Source organism: Pseudomonas grandcourensis, from assembly GCF_039909015.1.
In the GTDB taxonomy this organism is placed as follows: domain Bacteria; phylum Pseudomonadota; class Gammaproteobacteria; order Pseudomonadales; family Pseudomonadaceae; genus Aquipseudomonas; species Aquipseudomonas grandcourensis.
Map to the genome: position 1 here is coordinate 3,858,272 of NZ_CP150919.1, position 20,843 is coordinate 3,879,114.

At 59.9% G+C, this 20,843-nt stretch carries 14 protein-coding genes and 1 pseudogene; 7 read left to right on the forward strand and 8 right to left on the reverse strand.

All coding sequences use genetic code 11. The features are described 5' to 3' along the window. Positions 1-11: 11 nt before the first annotated feature. The 3 genes from AABM52_RS17220 to merR form a co-directional block, all read right to left on the reverse strand. The gene (locus AABM52_RS17220) at positions 12-1,442 is read right to left on the reverse strand and encodes an amino acid permease (protein WP_347907101.1); all 1,431 of its coding nucleotides are present in this window, start codon (positions 1,440-1,442) and stop codon (positions 12-14) included. A gap of 151 nt (positions 1,443-1,593) precedes the next feature. After that, a complete protein-coding gene (locus tag AABM52_RS17225) occupies positions 1,594-2,871 on the reverse strand; it encodes a cystathionine gamma-synthase family protein (protein ID WP_347907103.1) in 1,278 nt (425 codons plus the stop codon). 380 nt (positions 2,872-3,251) lie between these two features. Next, positions 3,252-3,650 carry an Hg(II)-responsive transcriptional regulator gene (gene merR, locus AABM52_RS17230; protein WP_347907105.1) on the reverse strand — a complete coding sequence of 133 codons (399 nt, stop codon included), beginning with the start codon at positions 3,648-3,650 and terminating at the stop codon, positions 3,252-3,254. 76 nt (positions 3,651-3,726) lie between these two features. Here merR and AABM52_RS17235 point away from each other — a divergent pair, with 76 nt between their 5' ends. Together AABM52_RS17235 and AABM52_RS17240 are read left to right on the forward strand one after the other, a co-directional pair. After that, positions 3,727-3,879, forward strand: coding sequence for a heavy metal-associated domain-containing protein (locus AABM52_RS17235; RefSeq protein ID WP_347907107.1), 153 nt, complete (start codon positions 3,727-3,729; stop codon positions 3,877-3,879). Between the two features lie 85 nt (positions 3,880-3,964). After that, positions 3,965-4,189, forward strand: a complete 225-nt coding sequence (locus AABM52_RS17240; RefSeq protein ID WP_347907109.1) for a GDCCVxC domain-containing (seleno)protein — start codon at positions 3,965-3,967, stop codon at positions 4,187-4,189. A 297-nt stretch (positions 4,190-4,486) separates the two neighbouring features. Here AABM52_RS17240 and AABM52_RS17245 read toward each other — a convergent pair whose 3' ends face one another. The 4 genes from AABM52_RS17245 to nirB all read right to left on the reverse strand — a co-directional run bounded on the left by AABM52_RS17245 (position 4,487) and on the right by nirB (position 8,575). Then, on the reverse strand, positions 4,487-5,008 hold the full coding sequence (locus tag AABM52_RS17245; RefSeq protein WP_347907111.1) for a DUF3016 domain-containing protein: 522 nt from the start codon (positions 5,006-5,008) through the stop codon (positions 4,487-4,489). Positions 5,009-5,084: 76 nt separating this feature from the next. Beyond that, complete coding sequence (locus AABM52_RS17250) at positions 5,085-5,525, reverse strand: CBS domain-containing protein (protein WP_347907112.1); 441 nt, start codon at positions 5,523-5,525, stop codon at positions 5,085-5,087. Between the two features lie 102 nt (positions 5,526-5,627). Then, on the reverse strand, positions 5,628-6,014 hold the full coding sequence (gene nirD / locus AABM52_RS17255) for a nitrite reductase small subunit NirD (protein ID WP_347907114.1): 387 nt from the start codon (positions 6,012-6,014) through the stop codon (positions 5,628-5,630). After that, on the reverse strand, positions 6,014-8,575 hold the full coding sequence (gene nirB / locus AABM52_RS17260; RefSeq protein ID WP_347907116.1) for a nitrite reductase large subunit NirB: 2,562 nt from the start codon (positions 8,573-8,575) through the stop codon (positions 6,014-6,016). Before nirB ends, nirD begins: the two co-directional genes overlap by 1 nt. Before the next feature lie 935 nt (positions 8,576-9,510). Here nirB and AABM52_RS17265 point away from each other — a divergent pair. The 5 genes and pseudogenes from AABM52_RS17265 (at position 9,511) to AABM52_RS17285 (ending at position 16,226) form a co-directional block, all read left to right on the forward strand. Continuing rightward, on the forward strand, positions 9,511-10,071 hold the full coding sequence (locus AABM52_RS17265; protein WP_347907118.1) for a lipid-binding SYLF domain-containing protein: 561 nt from the start codon (positions 9,511-9,513) through the stop codon (positions 10,069-10,071). 224 nt (positions 10,072-10,295) lie between these two features. After that, on the forward strand, positions 10,296-11,510 hold the full coding sequence (gltS, locus tag AABM52_RS17270) for a sodium/glutamate symporter (RefSeq protein ID WP_347907119.1): 1,215 nt from the start codon (positions 10,296-10,298) through the stop codon (positions 11,508-11,510). Between the two features lie 166 nt (positions 11,511-11,676). Continuing rightward, entirely contained in the window at positions 11,677-11,985 is a 309-nt protein-coding gene (locus AABM52_RS17275) for a hypothetical protein (protein ID WP_347907120.1), read from the forward strand. A gap of 160 nt (positions 11,986-12,145) precedes the next feature. Then, entirely contained in the window at positions 12,146-13,885 is a 1,740-nt protein-coding gene (locus AABM52_RS17280; protein ID WP_347907122.1) for a dipeptidase, read from the forward strand. A gap of 942 nt (positions 13,886-14,827) precedes the next feature. Beyond that, positions 14,828-16,226 (forward strand): annotated as a pseudogene (locus AABM52_RS17285) (glutamine synthetase family protein). 164 nt (positions 16,227-16,390) lie between these two features. Here the strand turns inward: AABM52_RS17285 and AABM52_RS17290 are convergent. Next, a complete protein-coding gene (locus AABM52_RS17290; protein WP_347907124.1) occupies positions 16,391-20,800 on the reverse strand; it encodes a response regulator in 4,410 nt (1,469 codons plus the stop codon). Positions 20,801-20,843: the final 43 nt, after the last annotated feature.

The following is a 20,843-nucleotide window of genomic DNA, read 5'->3' on the forward strand; positions in this document are numbered from 1 at the left end:
GTCGACGCTGACTAGAACGCGTCGGACGGTTGTGCCAAGGGGGCAACCGACAAGCGTCGCTCGCGGCTTTTGCGGGTAATGTAATACACGAAGTAGCACCAGGCGATGAAGGGCAAACCGAAGTACAACGCCACACGTTGCTCCGGATCGAACGCAATCCCGACACACGCCAGACTGCAGCAGACCAGCGCTCCCAACGGCACCCATGGATAACCCCGGACACGGAATTTCAAGTCGCGGATGTCACCGCCGTTGGCCACATAGTGACGGCGAAAAGCAATCTGGCTCGCAGCGATGCTCATCCAGACCACCACGACCGCCAATCCGGAGATCGACACCAGCGCCAGATAGATGGTGTCGGCGGCAAACACACTGCTGAGCAACGAGGCAGCCCCACCCGCCATGCTGACGATAATGGCGTTGAGCGGCGTGCCCATACGTGTCAGGGCCGAGAATCGCTTGGGCAGGTGACCCTGGTCACTCAGCGTCCAGAGCATCCGTGACGCGGCATACAACCCGGAGTTGGCGGCCGACAGCAAGGCACTGATGATCACAAAGTTCATGATGTCTGCCGAATATGGAATCCCGATGTAAGTGAACACCGTGACGAATGGACTCTCTACCAGGCCGGCCTGCTCACGGGGTAACAGCGTCGCCAGGACGAAAATGGTCCCCACGAAAAAGATCGCCAGGCGCAGCACCGTCGTGCGAATGGCACGCGGCACGTTGCGTTGCGGATCCTTGGTTTCCCCAGCGGCAATACCGATCAACTCAGTGCCAGAGAACGCAAAAGACACCGCCAATAACGTCATGGCTATCGGCATCACTCCGGTAGGAAAAAGTCCTTCGCGAGTGAAGTTGCTCAACCCGATACTGTGGCCCTGCTCGATGTGCAGCAGACCGAGAATCGCGCCACCGCCGATCATTAGAAACACTATTACGGTCACCACTTTAACCAGTGACAACCAGAACTCGGTCTCAGCGAACAGGCGCACCGAAATCACATTGGTCAGAAACACCAGGCCGGCAAACAGCGCACTCCAGATCCACACCGGTGTATCCGGGAACCAGCGCGCCATTAAGATACCGGCGGCGGTGAATTCAGAACCGATGGCCACCGTCCAGGTCAGCCAATACAACCAAGCCACGGTATAGCCGGTACCAGGCCCGAGAAAACGGGTGGCGTAAGTACTGAATGAACCGGTTTCCGGCATCTGTACCGCCAGTTCGCCCAGGCACATCATCACCATGTAAACCATGAGCGCACCGATGATGTAAGCGATCACCGCGCCCAAGGGACCAGCCTGGTTAACCGTATACCCGGACGTGAGAAACAGCCCGGTACCAATGACGCCGCCTAATGCCAACATCACAATATGCCGCGTCTGCATTTCCTGTTTAAAACCGGAATGTGTATTAAGTTGTTCTTCTTTTATGGACATGGTTGTTCTCATGAAAGTTATTAGGGCACGAATTAACATCTGCAATGATTCACTCGGCAGAGTAAAAACAGATCGCCACTAAGTTTTATTATTATTCCACTTCATGAACGCCCCACTCACATCCTTGTAGCGAGGTATTAGCGTTAAATCTTCAACCTGCTATGTCGACGCAATTTTCATTGATTGAACGTTGGGTGTTTGCTTGTGCGAGTTCGTTGCCCGCCCCCCTGACAAATGCGAATGCCTGTTTCAGGTCGTCGAGCAGATCATCGGTGTCTTCGATGCCGACAGAGACCCGCACCAGCCCTTCGGAAATACCCAGGGCCAGGCGTTCCTCCAGCGTGTTCTCGACATGGCTGGTGGTGCGGGCCGGACCGTAGATGGTTTCCACCGCACCGAGATTGCCCGCGCAGTGGGCGAATCGCAGTCGTGGCAACAGCACCTTGACCGTGTCCATACCGCCCACCACGACAAAACTGACGATTGCACCGAAGCCGGACATTTGCGCGCACGCCACCGCATGATTCGGATGGCCGGGCAAACCCGGATAATTGACCGACTCCACCAACGGTTCGACGCAGAGGTACTCTGCCAGTGCACGGGCGCTGCGTTGCTGCTGACGCATGCGCAGCACCAACGTTTTCATGCCGCGAATGATCATGTAGGCGGAGAACGGGTCGAGCGTCGCACCGTTGATTTCCCGGTAATGACGCACCTTGGCCATCAGCGATTCGCTACCGCACACCAGGCCGCCAAGCACGTCGCCGTGGCCGCTGAGAAACTTGGTCGCACTGTGAATGACCACGTCCACACCCAGCGCCAAGGGGTTCTGATTCAACGGCGTGGCGAAGGTGTTATCCGCCACCACAATGGCACCGACGCGCTTGGCCGCAGCTACCAGACGCTCGATATCGAGTATTTTCAGCGTCGGGTTGGTCGGTGTTTCCAGATACACCAATTGGCAACCCTTGGCGATTTCGCGTTCGATTTCTTCGTGATCAAACGTCTCGCACAACGTCACGTTCACACCGGTGCGCGGCAGGAACTCTTCGAAAATCTTGTTGGTGCCGCCATAGCTGTCCTTGGTCGACACCACCCGATCGCCATGGGCCAGGAAGGTGTAAAGCACACTGCTGATCGCCGCCATCCCGCTGCTGAAAGCCACGGCAGATTCGGCCAACTCCAACTCGCGAATCTTTGCCTCAAGGGTCTCGACCGTCGGGTTGCTCATGCGGCTGTAAATAAAGCCGGGCGCCTTACCCAACGCTACGTCGTACCAGACGTCGATGTCGTCGTAACCATATGCAGCACTGACTACGATGGGGGTTTGAGTGGCGTTGTAGGGATGCCTGACTTGCTCCCCACCCCACACTGCACGGGTTCCCGCGCCCGCATTCACAAACCCTGCGTTGCCTGGTTTTTTATTCATAAAGACTACTCGCACTGAGGGTGGCGAATGTTGAGTCACTCACCGGATCTGGCGGCCAATATAGTAAAAAGCCGCGCCACCGAGAAACGATGTTATCGGTGCCAAAGGGCCGCTTTTTTTAATGGCTGTGATTGCGTGGAGCCAGGTCAATTGCAGCCTTTCACCACAAGGCGGAGTACGGCGGCTGGTCAGGCACGGAGGCGGTGTGATCAGGTAACTGAATTGTCGGACAAGCCGGGTAAGGTGGCGCATCTTTTCTCTGCGGTGTCCACATCGCAATGACAGAGCTGATAAGAACCGTAGCTCAGGTGCCCCTTATTCAGGGCTTTGTCGTTTCTGGGGTTGGTACGACACACAGAGCGCCACCACGAGTGGCAGCATCACTCCCTGTTCAGCACATCGATGATAGGGCAAGCGGCCCCGCCGTCGCCTGCATCGCACTCCAGCACCAGTCCGCCCAGTACCTGCCGCAGTGCGGAAAGGTCGGCCATCTTTTGCTCGATCAGGGCCAGCTTGCGCACGGCCAGTGCCCGAGTCTCGCGACAAGTGCAGGCCGCATCAAGTGTCAGCAGCGTGCCCACCTCATCCAGCGTGAATCCCAGCGCCTGCGCCCTCTTGATGAAGCGCAGCCGTTTGACCTGCTCCGGTAGATAGCATCGATAACCGCTGAGCGGTTTTGGCGGTTCATCCAGCAAGCCGCGTCGCTGGTAATAGCGAATAGTCTCGATGTTCACCCCGGCAGATTCCGCCAACTTGCCGATACTCAGCCCTGTCGCCATCACACGCCCCTTGATTCTGTACCCAGGTACGGAGTGTAAAGTGACCCTAGGTTAGATCAGTTCAAGGGAGAAAACGATGGCTCAGGCTCCAGCGGAAACCGTCAGGCTCGACGGTCGGAACATGACCTGTCCGGTCTGTCCGATGGCGCTCAAGAGTTCGCTGGAGCAGTTGTCCGGCGTGCGTACCGTCAAGGTCAATTTCGCCGAGAAAATGGCCATCGTCACCTAAGCCCACAAAAAAGCCGATCCTGACGCGTTGACCCAGGCGACGACGAAAGCGGGTTATCCCTCCACCGTGCACAAGTGAGGCAAGCATGAGCGCCGTCATCCTCCAATCCGTGTTGACCTGCCCGCATTGCGGTTTCGCCAAGCAGGAAGCCATGCCCACCGATGCCTGTCAGTTTTTCTACGAATGTGGCAGTTGCAAAACCCTGCTACGCCCGAACCCCGGTGACTGCTGTGTGTTCTGTTCGTTCGGCACGGTGAAGTGCCCGCCGATTCAGGAGCAGCGCGGATGCTGCGGTGCGGGCTTGATCTGAGTTTATCCGGTTTGTCAGACGCCCCTGACGCGCCTCAAACCGTGGTTATGGGAGGTCATTGTCATGTGGAATCACTCTCTGGTGCTCGTGGTGATCTACCTGACTATCACCCTCTGCATCGGCTGGCTGTATACCATTGTGCGGCTGTATTGGCTTTGATCCGATTGGTCAGTCCGCATTGGGTACCGTTTTCGGCAGGTAGCTTTGTCCCGATCACAGTCGTTGGGGAATGGCTGCAATGGGTCGCACGCCCCCCTTCGCGACATACCGGACGGGTGATTCAGAGTGCAGGGCGGTTCAATTCAACCCGCTCTGATGTTGCCCGGCGAATTGTCTGTGGAACCAGTCCGAGAGCATGGCCTTCTCGGAGTAGAGCCTGTCACTTCTGTTGGCACGCCCCGGACGCTGGAGGTAGAGCTGATCCATGACCCTGGCGTCGGCCTGGCTCACGATCTGGCCGTTTTGTTTGAGCACGTAATGTAGATCGATGCTCGGCCAGGTGATGTCGCGCATGAAGCGCACCTCGTAGGCATCAGGCCTCCAGGGTTCATAGCGACCGGCCAGGTCGATGTTGCGTATTTCGATTTGCAGCTGCTGGCCGGGTGGCAGGTACCGCTCGCCAAGCTTCTGGATGTAGCTGCGCAGCTCTTTCATGACATAAGGATCGGCACCACGTTCATAGCCCGGACTATCAAGGCTGGCATCGCTGAATTTTTCGGGGTCCTTGAAGACGACTTCGACCGAAGTCGCTGCGGTGGCAAGCGGCACCATAAACAGCGCCAGCAGTGCGATCGAGGTGTAAACGGTAATTGAGCGCATGGCTCACCTCCAGGTGCAGCGCTTTTCAATGCAAGCTTAGTTTACACCTGAGGTGATCCACCCTGCCCCGGTCGCTTTAATGCCCGCGAATGTAGTGTTCCAGCTGCCGGATCAACTCGGTCTGCTCGACGATGGCCTCCTTGACCAGATCACCAATCGACAACAGACCAATCAGTTGGTCGCCCTCCACCACCGGTAGATGGCGCAGATGACTGTCGGTCATGACCGCCATGCAACGCTCGATGCTCTGCTGACTGTCTGCTGTCACGACGGGTGCGCTCATGATGGCCCGCACCGGCGTGCCGACCGAAGAGCGTCCCTGTAGAACGACCTTGCGCGCATAGTCGCGTTCGCTAATAACGCCGACCACCTGCCCCTCCTCCATGACAGGCAGGGCACCGACATTTTTCTCGGCCATTATCCTCAACGCTTCAAGCACCGTCTGGTCTGGCGCGATGCTATGCACCCGCCGGTTCTGCTCGGCCTTGAGTTTCAGCAGTTGTGCGGCTGTTTTCATACGAGCCTCCGATAGTGTTTGTCATTGATCATCGACTCCGCCGGAGCCTGGCATGAAGCATTAATTGAGTAAGCGTTCAGCCCCCGGCGAAACCCAATGTGGTCAGGCCACCGCGACCTCCACCCGGCCTGCGTTCAGGCGCACCGGCCAGACCCGCAGGCGCTGCTGCGGATACTCCAGGCAACTGCCGTCCTCAAGGCGGAAGTGCTGTTTGTAGAGGGGCGAGGCAATCACCAGATCGCCCTTGATACTGCCGATCAGCCCGCGACCGATGACATTCGCCCCGGATTGCGGGTCATGGTTATCGATGGCATAGAGGGTCTTGCCTTCGGCATCCGGCAGGTAGAACAGCGCCACCTGTGCACCGTCGAGCCAGGCGACGACGCCGGAGTTACTCACCAGATCCTCCTGGCTGCACACCGCTTGCCAGGCATCGGGATTGACCAGGGAGGAACTGGAACAGGCGCGCTGGGTATCGGACTGGCTCATCAGGCAATCTCCTCGATGACAGGGATAAGGTGGAGTTCAGAGGCCATGATCGGCCGGCGCTGACCGCGTTCCTGGACAAAATGGATGTCCGGGTCCGGGCGCTGATCGTTGACGAAGGTGCGGAAGCGCTTGAGTTTTTCCGGGTCCTTCAGGGCGTTGGCCCATTCGCATTCGTAGCGGTTGACCACCAATTGCATCTGCGATTCGAGCTCAAGGCCAAGCCCCAGGCTGTCGTTGATGACCACATCCTTGAGGTAATCCAGGCCACCCTCCAGGCTCTCGCGCCAGACCGAGGTGCGCTGCAACTTGTCGGCGGTGCGGATGTAGAACATCAGGAAGCGGTCGATGTAGCGGATCAGGGTCGCGTCATCGAGGTCGGTGGCGAACAACTCGGCGTGGCGCGGGCGCATGCCGCCGTTACCGCACACATAGAGGTTCCAGCCTTTCTCGGTGGCGATCACGCCGACGTCCTTGCTCTGCGCCTCGGCGCACTCACGGGTGCAACCGGAGACCGCGAACTTGAGCTTGTGCGGCGAGCGCAGCCCCTTGTAGCGATCCTCGAGGGTCAGGGCCATTTGCACGCTGTCCTGCACGCCATAACGGCACCAGGTGCTGCCGACACAGGACTTCACCGTCCGGGTCGATTTGCCGTAGGCGTGCCCGGTTTCAAAACCCGCTGCAATCAGCTCGGCCCAGATGTCCGGCAACTGATGCAACTGAGCGCCGAACAAGTCGATGCGCTGCCCGCCGGTGATTTTGCTGTAGAGGTCGTATTTCTTCGCCACCACGCCAATCGCGATCAGCTTGTCCGCCGTGATCTCCCCCCCGGCGATGCGCGGCACCACCGAATAGGTGCCGTTTTTCTGCATGTTGGCCATGAAGGTGTCGTTGGTGTCCTGCAACGGCACCAGCGACGTGTCCATGATCGGCTGGTTCCAGCACGAGGCGAGGATCGAACCCACCGCCGGTTTGCAGACGTCGCAACCGGTGTGGCCACGGCCATGTTTGGCCAACAGTTCGTCGAAGGTGATCACGCCCTCTACCCGTACCAGCGCATAAAGCTCCTGCCGGGTGTAGGCGAAGTGTTCGCACAGGCTCTTGTCGACACTGACGCCACGGGCAATCAGTTCATGCTCGAACACTTGCTTGAGCAACCCGGCGCAACCGCCGCAGCCGGTACAGGCCTTGGTCTGCGACTTGAGCTGGCCCAGGTCGGTGCAGCCGCCGTCGATAGCCGAACAAATGGAGCCCTTGGTGACGTTATGACAGGAGCACACCGTGGCCGACTCGGGCAGCGCACCCGGGCCCAGGGTCGGCGCGCCTTCGGAGGACGGCAGAATCAGGCCGGCGGGTTCTGCTGGCAAGGCGATGCCGTTCTGCATGTATTGCAGCAAGGTGTCGTAATAGCTGTTGTCACCGACCAGCACTGCACCGAGGACGTGCTTGCCACTGACATCCACCACCAGGCGGCGATAGCTGGCGCTGGTTTCGTCGATGAATTGATAGCTGCGCGCACCCGGGGTGTTGCCGTGGGCGTCGCCGATGGAGCCGACATCCACCCCCAGCAGCTTGAGCTTGGTCGACATGTCGGCACCGGTGAACGGCTCGGCGACTTCGTTGCACAGGCGGGCCGCGACGCTGCGCGCCATCTGGTAGCCCGGCGCGACCAGGCCGAACAGGCTGCCGTTCCATGAAGCGCATTCACCGATGGCGTAGATGTTCGGGTCGCAACTGAGGCACGTGTCGTCGATCACCACGCCACCGCGCGGACCGATCTCCAGTGCGCATTGACGGGCCAGCGCGTCTTGGGCGCGGATACCGGCGGAAAACACGATCAGGTCGGTTTCGAGGAATTCGTCATTGGCGAAGTTCATGCGATAGCGGTACTGCTCGCCCGCGCTGATCGATTGCGTGGCGCGGGACAGGTGTACACCGACGCCCAATCGTTCGATCTGCGCCTTGAGCGCCTGGCCACCGAGGTCATCGAGTTGTACCGGCATCAAGCGCGGCGCGAATTCCACCACGTGGGCTTCAAGGCCCAGGCTCTTCAACGCGTTCGCGGCCTCCAGGCCCAGCAAGCCACCGCCGACCACCACACCGCGCCGGGCATTGGCCGCCGCAGCCCGAATGGCATCGAGGTCTTCCAGGGTGCGATAGACCAGGCGCGATTCACCTTCGGCGCCTTCGATTGGCGGAACAAACGGAAAAGACCCGGTGGCCAGGACCAATTTGTCATACGTGACGCAACCTTGCGCGGTGACCACCTGGCGACGGACGCGGTCGATTTCCAGTACCGGCACACCCAGGTGCAGCGTAACGCCGGGCGTCTGGTAAAGCGACGCATCGGACAGCGCCAGCGACTCGGCATCACGACCGGAAAAGTACTCGGAAAGGTGCACACGGTCATAGGCACGCATCGGCTCTTCACTGAAGACGTGCAGCCGGTAATGGTCAAGCGCTCCCCGCTCGATCAGTTGTTCGACACAATGATGTCCGACCATGCCATTACCGATCACGATCAGCGTTTGCATCTTGTTCAACGTGGCAACATTGGAATTCATAGAAAGCACCCAGCCCGAGCCCATCACGGTTTTAAAAGCAAAAAAAACGCCTGAAACCTTTCGGTTCCAGGCGTCTTTGCCTGTTCTTTTGCGGTGTTGAAACCAGGCATCTATGCCTGATCCACCGATGTTGCCCACGACCTGTCCGGCCAATCGATCGTCGTTGACCGAGGGGGCTGTCCACACGAATGCTCTCCAGGTGGACCTGATGACAGCCTTGCAGCCTTTGTGCCAGTCAGCGACAGAGAGACTTCAACTATCTGCAAACATGGACTCTTGAGCCAAGGGGGATTGTCACGACGCTGGAGCTGTCGCAGGTAAAAGCGCTTTGCGGCGCTTCCGACTGGTGCACGATGTTGCCCATGGCGCTTTATAAAAGTGCATGGACAGCTCGATTCCACAGCCCGTCAGCACTCAAGCCTGTTTCTGGTAGCGATCAGCTTTTCCTGTCAGCCCTGTCATGTCGTCGTCACATCCACCAAGCACAATGGGATCAGCCAAAAGGATTTGGCCCATCTACAGAGAGCCCGACCGACGCCGGGCTTTTTTCATTGCTACGACATGCTTTTCACGAAACGCTCACAAGATGGAGCGCAGATTGGAAGCACAAAAGGATTTGACCCCAAACAGAAGGCCCGCCATTGCGCGGGCCTTTTGCTGCCTGCATTGAACGTGTGACGAAGCGATTTCAATCCTTCGCAAGGTGAAACCGGGCCCGAAGCAGAACTGACAGCGAACCCGGCCGTTACGCAGTGGTCATAACAGCTGATGGCAGCGCAAATGATCAGTGGCCCAGTGGCCCACTTCATTCAGGAGCGATGCTTGCGATTCACACATTTCAGGGTGCACCGGATAACCTCAGTGGGTTCGGTTCCTGCTTGACGCAGGCACTTGCCGCTGCGCTCATCCCCCTGCTCCCTCAGCGGAGTACGCAAATGACTCAATCAATGCGGTTCTTCCTATCGTTCTTCCTCGCGATTGCAACCTTGGCATCGACCGGTTTCCTGAACAATGCCGCAGCGGCCACCGCCGAGGATCTCAATGCCGACGCTCGACAAGCGTTGCAGACGCTCTACAAGACCCATCCATTCTCCGAAACCATCTCGCACCAAGCCAAGGCGGTGCTGGTTTTCCCGAACATCATCAAGGCGGGTCTCGTGTTCGGCGGCAGCTATGGCGAAGGCGTACTGATGAAAGGCTCGAAAGTCGAGAACTACTACAACTCCGTCAGCGGTTCATGGGGGCTGCAGGCCGGCGCCCAGTCGTACGGCTATGCGGTTTTTCTGATGACCGATAAAGCCGTGAAATATGTCGCTGAAACCAAGGGTTGGGAAATCGGTGTGGGGCCAACGGTTGTCGTGGTGGATGAAGGGGCCGCGAAGAACCTGTCCAGCTCGACACTGAAAGATGACGCCTACGCGTTCATCTTCGACCAGCAAGGATTAATGGCGGGGGTCAGTATCGAGGGAACGAAGATCTCTCTGATCAAGCGCTGAAGTCAGCGTCTGACTGGCCATCGGGAGCGTGATGGCGGCCTGTGCCAAACCGGATGGGTTTTTCCGTTTAGGCTAGGCTGTCCTCACCCCTGGCGCACAGACGCACCTGATGACTGGGAAGCTATCTGGACGAGCAAGGCTGTTTCGACCGTTCATTGATACAGGTCTAAACATTGAACGAGCGAATCCTGATAATGATTTTCCAGTTTTTAGGAAGGCCTTAAATGACTTCACAGCTCTTCCAGGTTCACGGCCTCGTGAGTTTTACACTCGCCATCCTCCTGCTTTTCCTCGGCAAGACCCTCGTCCAGCACAACACCTTTCTGCGTCAATACTGCATCCCGGAATCGGTGGTTGGCGGCTTCGTCTGTGCGGCGGTGACGTCCTTGCTGTACTTCGGCCTGAACATCCAGATCGAATTCGACCTGCAAGTTCGCGACACCCTGCTGCTCTATTTCTTTGCCGGCATTGGCTTGAAATCGGACATGCGCCAGCTGCTCAAAGGTGGGCGCCCGCTGCTGATCCTGCTGTTGCTCGCCGCCGCGTTCATTCTGCTGCAGAACTCCCTGGGCATGGGAGTGGCCGAGGCGTTTGGGCTTGATCCCAAGGCAGGCTTGATGGTGGGCTCCATTTCCCTCACGGGTGGAGTGGGCACCACCCTGGCCTGGGCACCGCTTTTCGTCGAAAAACTGGGCATCAGCAACGCCCACGAACTGGGCATCGCCAGCAACACCGTCGGCCTGATTGCCGCTTGCGTCATCGGCGGCCCTATCGCCAACCAGTTGATACGCCGTTATCAACTGACGCCGTCCAGGGATGCGGAGTTGGAAGTCGGCATTCTTGAGCAACAACCGGGCAAGGCGCTGGACTACTACGACGTGCTCTGGGCCTGGATGTGGCTCAACCTGACCCTGATGGCCGGTTACGGGCTCAACCTGCTGCTGGTCGATGCCGGCATCACCCTGCCCAAGTTTGTCAGTTGCCTGTTCGCGGGCATCGTCATTCACCACCTCGTTCTGGCCTTTGTGGGTGATCAACGACTGAAAACCTGGAGCGGTGCCAGCCTGGGCCTGTCGTTGATCTCCGATATCTGCCTGGGCATGTTCTTGACCATGGCCCTGATGGGGCTTCAGCTATGGCAACTCAGCGGCGCGTTGATGTTCATTCTGTGCGCATTGACCCTGCAAATCCTGCTGACGGTCGCCTATACGTATTTTGTGGTCTTCCGCTTTATGGGGCGCAATTACGAAGCCAGCGTGATCGCTTCCGGATTCGGCGGGATTACCCTCGGTTCCACGGCGACGGCCATCGTCAACATGTCCACCGTGACGCAAAAGTACGGTGCGGCGCACCAGGCCTTCCTGATCGTGCCGTTGGTATGCGGCTTTTTCATTGACCTGGTCAATGCCGTGATCATCAGCATGTTCAGTGGTCTGTAGCGACCTCAACTCGACTCTCGGACGGCCAGGAACACTGAACTCAGGAAAGCAGACGAAAGGAGCAGCAGGATCGATGCCGCAAGGATAGGCTCAGAGTAAGAGTGTGCCCAGCCCTGATCTGGCCAGGTGCGATCTCTAATACGCCTCTTGCTACAGGGGAACCGGGATGACGGGACACACTGTGCGCCAATGCTCGTCATGGATCCTGTTATCCCTGCTCGCCATCGACCTGGCACTGACAGCGGGATGTTCAGGCAAAGCCGCCACGGCTCGATATCCAGATCATCCAGCCCCAAACACTGGTTCAACCTGCTTTGCAGAGGCCCTCCCCACTGTCGGCGAAGGCGGCCTCGCCTGGGCCGACACCTTGGACATGGCTCGCCAGAAATCCCTGGATAATTGCGCCCGTTATGCAGGCCGATCCGGCGGCACGCCGAATACCTGCCACGTGGTGATGGCGGAATGTAAGCATTGATAGAGCGGTTTTTCATATCTGCGCCGCTTTTGCATTTCTGTGCGACAGATCCCACTTCAGGGGCTCCCGTTTCATACGCTCGTGGTGTTAGTTTTGAAAAGTTTCTGATCGACCGATCAGATATTTCTTACAACCCGCCTGCAAAGGAATGCCCCCAGCAATGGATTTTTCCCTCAAGCACCTGGCTGCGACCACCCTGGTGCTCGCCAGCCTTTCGTCGTTCACCACCGCTGCCCACGCCAACATCACCCCGCAACAGAGTGCGATCATCCTCAAGACCTTCAGTGATGCGTCGGTCAAGGATTTCCGGCAGTTCCTGGGAAGCCTGGCCAAGAGCGATATCGCCAAGACCGACGACCTCGGCCCGGCCATCCGTGCCTTCCTCGGCAACAAGACGCTTAGCGCTGAGCAGCAAAACGAAATCCATCGTTTGCTTGGCCTCTATGCCCGGGTGAAATACGGCAGCGCGGCCACCGAAACCCTGAAGGAGCTGGTGGCCATTCCGACCGTGCGCGTGGAAGGTGTTGACCAGCACGACAACCCCGAATTCCTCAAGATCGCCGAGAAGATCAAGGGCCTGGCCCAGGCGTTCAACCTGAATTTTCGCAACATCGACAACCGCGTCTACGAGATCTCCCTGGAAGGCAGCGGCGATGAAGTCGTGGGCATCCACGCCCATGCCGATGTGGTGCCGGTGACGCCGGAAAACTGGGTGTTGCAGGACGGCACCCGCCTCGATCCGTTCAAGGTCACCCTGATCGGCGATCGCATGTATGGCCGCGGCACCGAGGATGACAAGAACGGCATCGTGGTGGCGCTGTACGCCATGAAGATCATCAAGGAAGAGAAGCTGCCGCTGGCCCGCAACTTCAAGCTGCTGGTGGACACCACCGAAGAGACCACGGGCGACGCCATCCCCTACTACTTCGAACGCAACCCCACGCCCAACTACAACCTGGCGCTGGATGGCGGCTACCCGGTGGTGATCGCCGAGAAAGGCTACGGCACGGTCATGGCCAGCTTCGCCAAGCGCGCAGCGCAAGGCAAAGGCGCAGAAATCACCTCGATGACCGGCGGCCTGGCCACCAACCAGATTCCGTCGACATCGGTCGCGACCCTGGTGACCGACAAGCCCGCCGAACTGGCCGCCAGCCTGCAAAAGGCCGGCACCGAGTATGCCAAGCGCAATGGCGGCAATTTCGAGGTCGCCGCCAAGGTCGACGGCAAGGGCGTCAAACTGACGGTCACCGGTGTGTCCGCCCACTCCTCCGAGCCCGAGTCAGGCGTCAACCCGGTGGCCAGGATGCTCGACTTCATCAGTGGCCTCGACGGCAAGGTCGCGCTCAAGCACAACCAGATCACGGACGCCGCCCGCTACGCCGCCGACAACTGGGGGCTGGACTACCTGGGTGGCAAGTTGGGGGTCGGTTTTGCCGATGAATTCATGGGCCCGCTGACCACGTCCCTGACCTATGTCGGGATGGATGACAAAGCCTTCAAGCTCGCGGTCAACCTGCGCGTGCCGAAGGGCAAATCCCCGGAAGTGCTCAAGTCCGAAATCGCCGCAAAGCTGGACGCCTGGAGCAAGAAGACCCGCATCGCACCGGCCTTCGACCTGTCGATTGCCGAACCGATGTACCGCAACCCCGAGGGTGAATGGGTCAAGGCCCTGCTCGCGGTGGCCAGCGAAAACCTCGGCATGGAACACAAGTTCGGAACCTCCGCCGGCGCCACCTCCGTGCATGAACTGCCCAACGGCGTGCAATTCGGCCTGGCCATGCCGGACGTCAAATACACCGGCCACAACGACAACGAGTTCAAGACCACCGAGCAGTTCATGCTGGACTTGCAGATCGTGACCGAGATGATGGGCCGCATCGGGCAATTGCCGAAACTGTGATCCCCCTTCGGACCCGCCGCCCTGGCGGGTCCTTTGCCTTCACTTCCATTCCCAAATCACCTGCCGCCCCCTGTAGGAGCGAGCCTGCTCGCGAAAAAACCAGAGGACGCTGCGGTACGTCTGGTTTCCCGCGCCATCGTTGGCCTCCATCGCGAGCAAGCTCGCTCCTACACAGTCTGATGAGCAATCCTCATGAACCCTTGCCGATTTACCCGTCTAGTGCTCATCCGTTAGCTCGCTTACTGATTTCCCAGCGGTCCTGCACCCAGCCGACATCACTGACGTGCAGCTTGACCATCTCTCGCGCACCGGCAATACCCGCATGGAGTGCTTCCAGTCGCGCCCTGGGAGTTCTCACTGTTGCTGGGGTTCCGCCTGTCACGGCTGATTGTTTCAGGGCGTTAAGCTTCTTGTCATGACAGGCAGCTCGAGGTCGATCGCTGCCTTAAGTGACAGGCAACAAACGGCCACAAGCAGTCATCAGGTATGCAGAAGTCTTTTGGGTGCTGCAGGTGAGCCTGCTTTGAGTTGACCAGCAAATATTGGGGGCGATTGCCGCTGGTTTTCACTGTAGAACACGGTCCCCGGCGCATTGCTGCAGTTGTTTAATCAAGCAATAACCAAAGGTTCACAAATGCTGATTTAACGAACCTTCAAACGGTGGGAGTATCCCGAACCATGATTTCGCTCCTGCGCTTGATCCGTCGTCAGCTAAGCCCTTCCTTCCCGAAGGTGCGAGCCCGTCCGTGCCAAAATCCCCTGCTGCATATCATTCTGGCCTTTTGGGCGCTGTGGCATTGCCGTCATGCGCGCCCACCAGATGCAGCCCTCGCGTTGATTTGAATGCGTTGGCCGAACACGGCCGACCTCAATCCAATGAAGACCAGCCTGCCGCTAACGGTAGGCGGTCCCCGTGCGCCCGATGGCGCAAGCGAGCGTCCCATGCAATTTGCCAGTGTGCAGCAAGCCGAGGATTTCCTGGCGCAGAACCCTGATATCGAGATGTTCGAGCTGTTCATCCTCGACGCTAATGGCGTGCCTCGCGGCGAGCTGCTGCAGCGTGAGGAATTGTTGACCGTTTACCAACGCGGGCGCTCCTTGCCCAGTGCCATGCTCGGTATGACGCTCAACGGCGATGACGTCGAAGACTCGGGGCTGGCCCGGGATGTGGGCGATTTCGATTGCCGCGCCTACCCACTGGAGGGCAGCCTGGATGCCCACGCGGCTGATCCCTACCGCTGCCGTGCAAGTCTGCATGCACCCCACCGAAGGCATGCCGGCCACGGTAGCCGACCCACGCCATCTGCTGGTCAAGGTGATCGACGCACTCAAGGCCGATGGCTATAACCCGGTGATGGCCTGCGAGCTGGATTTCTACCTGCTCGACCAGCAGCGCGACAGCCAGGGTCGGCCACAACCGACACTCGACGGTGACGTCGCTCGCCGGCGCAGCTCCAAGGTCGACGGCCTGCGTGAACTGGAGCAGATCGAACCCTTTATGGCGGATTTGTATGCCGCGTGCATGGCCCAGAATATCAGGGCGCGCACCGCGATTTCCGAGTACGCCCCCGGCCAGGTGGAGATCACCTCGGAGCATGGAGACGCGCTATGCCAGATGGAGATCACCCTCTTGCATCGGGACGCGCTATCGGCCATGGACCAGGCCATTCGCTACAAGCGAATCGTCAAAGGCGTGGCCCAAAAACATGGCCTGCAGGCCTGCTTCATGGCCAAGCCTTTTGACCACTTGGCGGGGACCGGCATGCACATGCATGTGAGCCTGGCCGATTCCGAGGGCAACAACCTTTACGCCAGCGAAGACAAGGCCGGTACTGCGCTGCTACGTCGGTCGGTGGGCGGTATGCTGGCCCTGATGCTCGACTCTTTGCTGTTGTTCTGCCCCAACGCCAACTCCTACCGCCGCTTCGAGGCCAATAGCTACGCGCCGCTCGCGTCGACCTGGAGCATCAACAGCCGCACCGCCAGCCTGTGTGTATCCACTGGCCCGGCTTGTACACGGCACATCGAGCATCGAATCTGCGGCGCCGACGCCAACCCTTATCTGGCAGCGGCAGCGATTCTCGCCAGCATTCATCACGGGATCAGTGAAAACGTCGATCCGGGCGAGCCGGTTGAAGGCGACGGCCACACTCAGGCCAAGGGGCTGCTACCCACCGACTGGCTGACTTCACTGCAGGCGCTGGAACAATCGAGCTGGGCACGCGACGCCTTGGGCAAGGCATTTCTCGGCGTCTATCTGGCAGTCAAACGCGCCGAGTACCGGCAATTCATGGCCGAGTTCGGTGAGCAAGACTGGCGTTGGTACCTGACCCAACCCTGACCGGCATTCATGCATGAGCCCGGTCGATGGCCGCCTGATACGTTTCGTAGAGGCCGTGACAGTCCGCTGCAGGTCGTTTGTTGCCAATTTTTGACTGGCAGTAAGCGGCTGTGGATTCACCCGCTCTCATGCGCATGAGCCATGCCTATCCACCGACTTAACGATCAGGACAGGTTTTCCAGCAACTCCAGCGCCTGATCGAAATCGAAGCACTCCGCTTGCCGCACAACCCGAAGCAACTGCTCGCTCATCCGCGGGTCTGAAGCCAGCCCCTGCAGTTTGAGCAAGGCGGTCAGCGCCTGGGTGTCGCTCTCGGCCAGCAGAGACCGGACGTGGGCCAATTGCGCATGCCATTCGCTGCCCGGTGGCGCGCTTGATGAGTCTGCGGACGTTGTCGGCTCGCCGAATACCGATAAGCCTTCCAGCACCGTTGTCAGGCAACGCTCAACCTCCACCAGCCGGTCAGCCAGGTCCTGCTCCGCCCCATCGCTCGCCCCATCGTTCAGGCAGGCCTGCTCCAGCGCGCCGGCTGCGTTCGCCACTTCAACGGCACCGATGTTGCCCGCCGTACCGCGCAGGGTATGGGCCAGCCTGGCCGTCGCCGAAGGATCGCCCTGGCCTCGGGCAGCCAGGAACTCGGCGCAAAAAGCCTGGTGGCTGGAGCGGAACTTGCGCAGCAAGCGCAGATAGAGTTCGACCTTGCCCATGCAGGTACCCAGACCCGCTTTCAAATCAATACCGGGAAGGCTGGCCGGCAGGCTCGCCAACGGTACCGAGGCGAGCGGCGAAACGTCGGGCGACATCGCGCCACGATCAGTTCGTGGATGTATCCACCTGGCCAACGTGGCGAACATGTCGTCGACGTTCAAGGGTTTGGTGATGTGGTCGTTCATGCCGCAGGCCAGCGCCCGCTCACGGTCCCCCGCCATGGCGTCGGCAGTCATGGCGATCACCGGCAGAGTCGCCCAGCGGGGCTGCTCACGTATCTTGCGGGTCGCAGTATAACCGTCCATCACCGGCATCTGGCAGTCCATCAACACACCATCGAAGTCTGCGTCACGCTCCAGTTGCTCGAGCGCTTGCGCGCCGTGAATGGCCACGCACAGCTCGATCCCGGCGCTCTCCAGCAGTTCACAGGCCAGCTCGCGGTTCAGCTCATTGTCTTCCACCAACAGCAGTCGCGCGCCACGCAGGCTGGCCATGGCGCCGGCGCTTTGGCCGAATCGCTCACTGGCCCGGGTATCGGCCTGGGGAATCTTGCCGAGCACCGTGCCCAGCGCCTCAAGCAACGTAGACGGCGTTACCGGTTTGGTCAGTACCACCGGCAAGTGAATACCGTACCGGTTGGCCTCTTCGCGGGCCTCCTCGCGACCGAAGGCAGTGACCATGATCACCGACGGCGTTTGTGCCAGTTTGGCGGCCTGCATCTGCCGCACCGTTTCCACACCGTCCATGCCTGGCATGCGCCAATCCATCAGCACCAGGTCATAGGGCAGCACTTTCGCTTCGGCGTCCACCAGCATGGTCAGTGCGGCCCGGCCACTTTGCGCGACGTCCACCTCCACGCCAAAACTGCGCGCCATGCTGGAGAGGATCTCGCGCGCGGCGGCGTTGTCATCGACCACCAGCACACGGCTGCCGAGCAACTCGTCGGCGGTCACCATGCGCCGTAGATGACTGTCGCGCTGCACCCCCAGGCTCACTTCGAAATGGAAAGTGGAACCCAGGCCCGGTTCGCTCTCTACCCAAATGCGCCCGCCCATCAATTCCACCAGATGCCGGGAGATGGCCAGGCCCAACCCGGTGCCACCGTATTTGCGGGTGGTGGTGCTATCGGCCTGGCTGAAGGGTTGAAACAGGCGCGAGCATTGCTCGGCGTTCATGCCGATGCCAGTGTCACGTACCCAGAAATGCAACTGCGCCTGCTCTCCTGCCGCGCCCCGCTGCTCTACGCCGAGCACGATCTCGCCCTGCTCGGTGAACTTCGTCGCATTGTTGCCCAGGTTGATCAGCACCTGGCCAAGACGCAACGGATCGCCGATCAAGGCGGTCGGCAGTTCGGCATCGGTGCTGAACAGCAACTCCAGGCCTTTGTCCTCGGCTTTGAGGCCAATCATGCTGGCAAAGCCGTCGAGCACGGCCTCGAGGTGGAAGGGAATGTGCTCCAGGTGCATCTTGCCGGCCTCGATCCTGGAGAAGTCGAGGATGTCGTTGATGATCACCAACAGGTATTCCGCCGAGCGATGGACCTTTTCGATGTAGTTGCGCTGGCGGTGGTCGAGTTCGGTGCGCAAGGCCAGGTAGCTCATGCCGATGATGGCGTTCATCGGTGTGCGGATCTCGTGGCTCATGGTGGCCAGGAAGTTGCTCTTGGCCCGGGTCGCCTCTTCCGCGGCCTCCCGTGCGCGCTGCACCTCGGCCTCAGCGGTCTTGCGGTCGGTGATGTCAAAGTACCAATTGGCCCCCATGCCCCGCTCCCCCAGCGTCATCGTGATGGCCGAAACCAGTACGTCGAAGCGCTCGCCTCCAGCACGCTGCAGGGTGGTCTCGAAGTTCAGCACTGCACCTTGCGCTGCTGCTTCGAGAAAGCGCTGGTGTGCCTGCGGGTCGACCCAGAACTGCGCCGGGTCCGTGCCTTCGAGTTCAGCCAGACGAGTCCCGAACAGACTGTCGAACTGCGGATTGCAGTAGGTCGGACGGCCGTCGACGTCCCTGATCACCATGGCCACCGGGCTGCTGTCGAGGACTGCGCGCAACTGTGCCTCGCTGGCCTTGAGTGCCGCCTGCAGATGACGGCGTTCACTCACGTCGCGCACCGACGCGCACACGCAGACTCCGCCCCCTTCCAGGCTCGGCAGACGTGACAGGCTGATCTCTGCCGAGAACAGACTTCCGTCTTTGCGCACGCCTTGCAGGTCGTCCAGGTTGGCCCCCATCTGACGGGTTTCGCCGTGGGCCATGAAGCCCTTGCGCAGCGCCTCGTGGCGCCCGCGACTGGCCATCGGCACCAGACGATCGATGGTCTCGCCGAGCAGCTCACCAGCGCTATAGCCGAACAGCTGATCCAGTTGGCGATTGGTGCGCAGGATTTGCCCTTCGGAATCCACGACCAACATGCCGTCCGGCGCCGCTTCGATAATCCCGCGATACCAGGCCTCGGTGGCGCGCAACGCCGATTGCTGGGATTCGAGCGCCTGCGCCTGCTGCTCCAGTTGCAGTGCCTGCTCCGCCATTTCATTGGCCTGGCGCCGGGTCTCCGCCAACAGGGTCTTGACCGCCTGATTGCGCTCCAGAATCGCCATGGCCGCGGCCAGGCGTGGGGTGGCTTCCTGCAACAGCAGCAATTCACGCTCGCCCAAGGGTTCCAGGCCAGCCAGCTCAAGCACGCCCAGCAGCCGCTCACCACGGACAATGGGTTGCAGCAGCAGGCAACGGGCCGGGACCTCGCCAAGGGGCGAACGCAAGCGCCAGTATTGCTCCGGCATCGCCTGAAACTGACGGGGCACGCGATCTACCGCGCACTGCCCCAACAGGCCATCGCCGAACTTGACCTGCGCCTCGGGTGGCCGCTCGGAGTCGGTGGCGTAGCGCCCCATCAGCAACAACGTGCCGGCGTCCTCCTGTGCGCTGTACAGCACCCCCTGGCAGATTCCGTGCAGGCCGGCCATGCATTGCAGGAACACCTGCGCCAGTTCGGCCGGGGTTTCTGCCTGCTGCAGATCGACCTGCAATTGGGCGGTATGGGCCTTGATCCAGCGCTGACGCTCAAGTTGTTGGGACTCTGTCTGCAGTTTGGCGATGGCCCGCGCCAGATCGCCGGTTTCGTTGTTCAGGTCGGTGTGGGGAATCGGTTGATCGAGCTGCCCGGCGGCCAGGTGGTCTACCGCCACCCGCACCCGGTTGAGCGGGTGGCGGATCGACTGGCTGACGACCCAGGACAACAGCAGTGCCAGCGACAAGCCACCGAACAACAGTACGTAGGTCAGCATGGTGCTGTGTTCGGCAAACTCGGCAATGTCCTTGGCCGTGTCGCGAATCGAGGCTTCCTTGATCTGGGCGATCGCGTACAAAAGGCCGTCGGCCTGCTGGGCGAGTTGCTGGAATTCACTGCTATTGAGCAGCACCAACGCCTTGTTCTGCTGGCCTTGGTCGATCAGTACAAAGGCCTCGTCGCTATGACGCTGCAACTGTTGCAGCAGCAGGTCGAACTCGGCGAGACGCGCCAAATTCTCCGCACGCCGCAGGGTCACTTTGGCGCGGGCCACCGCCTGTTGCAGGCGCTCCTGGATGTCCTGCAACTGCTGCAGGGACTCGACGCGAATCTGCGCACTGTCGGTGCCCACTGCGCGCTGCAATGCTTGCATCATATGGGGCAATTGCACACGTGCTTCCTGCAAGTGCTCCATGCCGACCAGTTCCTGCAGATAGAGGTTCTGCATGTCCTGCTTCAGCGATTGCTGGGTGCGCAGGCTTTGCACGCCGAGCACCAGCACCAACAGCAGCAGCGCTGAAAAACCCAGGATCAGTTTGTGAAGCAGCGCGAGGCGCTCAAGCAGGGTACGCAATCGAGCCATGACTATCCTCGTGGACCTGATGAAAACACTGGTAAAGGGGCAA

Bases quoted from the DNA above. Each gene is read 5' to 3' on its own strand.
- AABM52_RS17220 (WP_347907101.1), bottom strand. From the start codon at position 1,442: ATGTCCATAAAAGAAGAACAACTTAATACACATTCCGGTTTTAAACAG.
- AABM52_RS17225 (WP_347907103.1), bottom strand. From the start codon at position 2,871: ATGAATAAAAAACCAGGCAACGCAGGGTTTGTGAATGCGGGCGCGGGA.
- merR (WP_347907105.1), bottom strand. From the start codon at position 3,650: ATGGCGACAGGGCTGAGTATCGGCAAGTTGGCGGAATCTGCCGGGGTG.
- AABM52_RS17235 (WP_347907107.1), top strand. From the start codon at position 3,727: ATGGCTCAGGCTCCAGCGGAAACCGTCAGGCTCGACGGTCGGAACATG.
- AABM52_RS17240 (WP_347907109.1), top strand. From the start codon at position 3,965: ATGAGCGCCGTCATCCTCCAATCCGTGTTGACCTGCCCGCATTGCGGT.
- AABM52_RS17245 (WP_347907111.1), bottom strand. From the start codon at position 5,008: ATGCGCTCAATTACCGTTTACACCTCGATCGCACTGCTGGCGCTGTTT.
- AABM52_RS17250 (WP_347907112.1), bottom strand. From the start codon at position 5,525: ATGAAAACAGCCGCACAACTGCTGAAACTCAAGGCCGAGCAGAACCGG.
- nirD (WP_347907114.1), bottom strand. From the start codon at position 6,014: ATGAGCCAGTCCGATACCCAGCGCGCCTGTTCCAGTTCCTCCCTGGTC.
- nirB (WP_347907116.1), bottom strand. From the start codon at position 8,575: ATGAATTCCAATGTTGCCACGTTGAACAAGATGCAAACGCTGATCGTG.
- AABM52_RS17265 (WP_347907118.1), top strand. From the start codon at position 9,511: ATGACTCAATCAATGCGGTTCTTCCTATCGTTCTTCCTCGCGATTGCA.
- gltS (WP_347907119.1), top strand. From the start codon at position 10,296: ATGACTTCACAGCTCTTCCAGGTTCACGGCCTCGTGAGTTTTACACTC.
- AABM52_RS17275 (WP_347907120.1), top strand. From the start codon at position 11,677: ATGACGGGACACACTGTGCGCCAATGCTCGTCATGGATCCTGTTATCC.
- AABM52_RS17280 (WP_347907122.1), top strand. From the start codon at position 12,146: ATGGATTTTTCCCTCAAGCACCTGGCTGCGACCACCCTGGTGCTCGCC.
- AABM52_RS17290 (WP_347907124.1), bottom strand. From the start codon at position 20,800: ATGGCTCGATTGCGTACCCTGCTTGAGCGCCTCGCGCTGCTTCACAAA.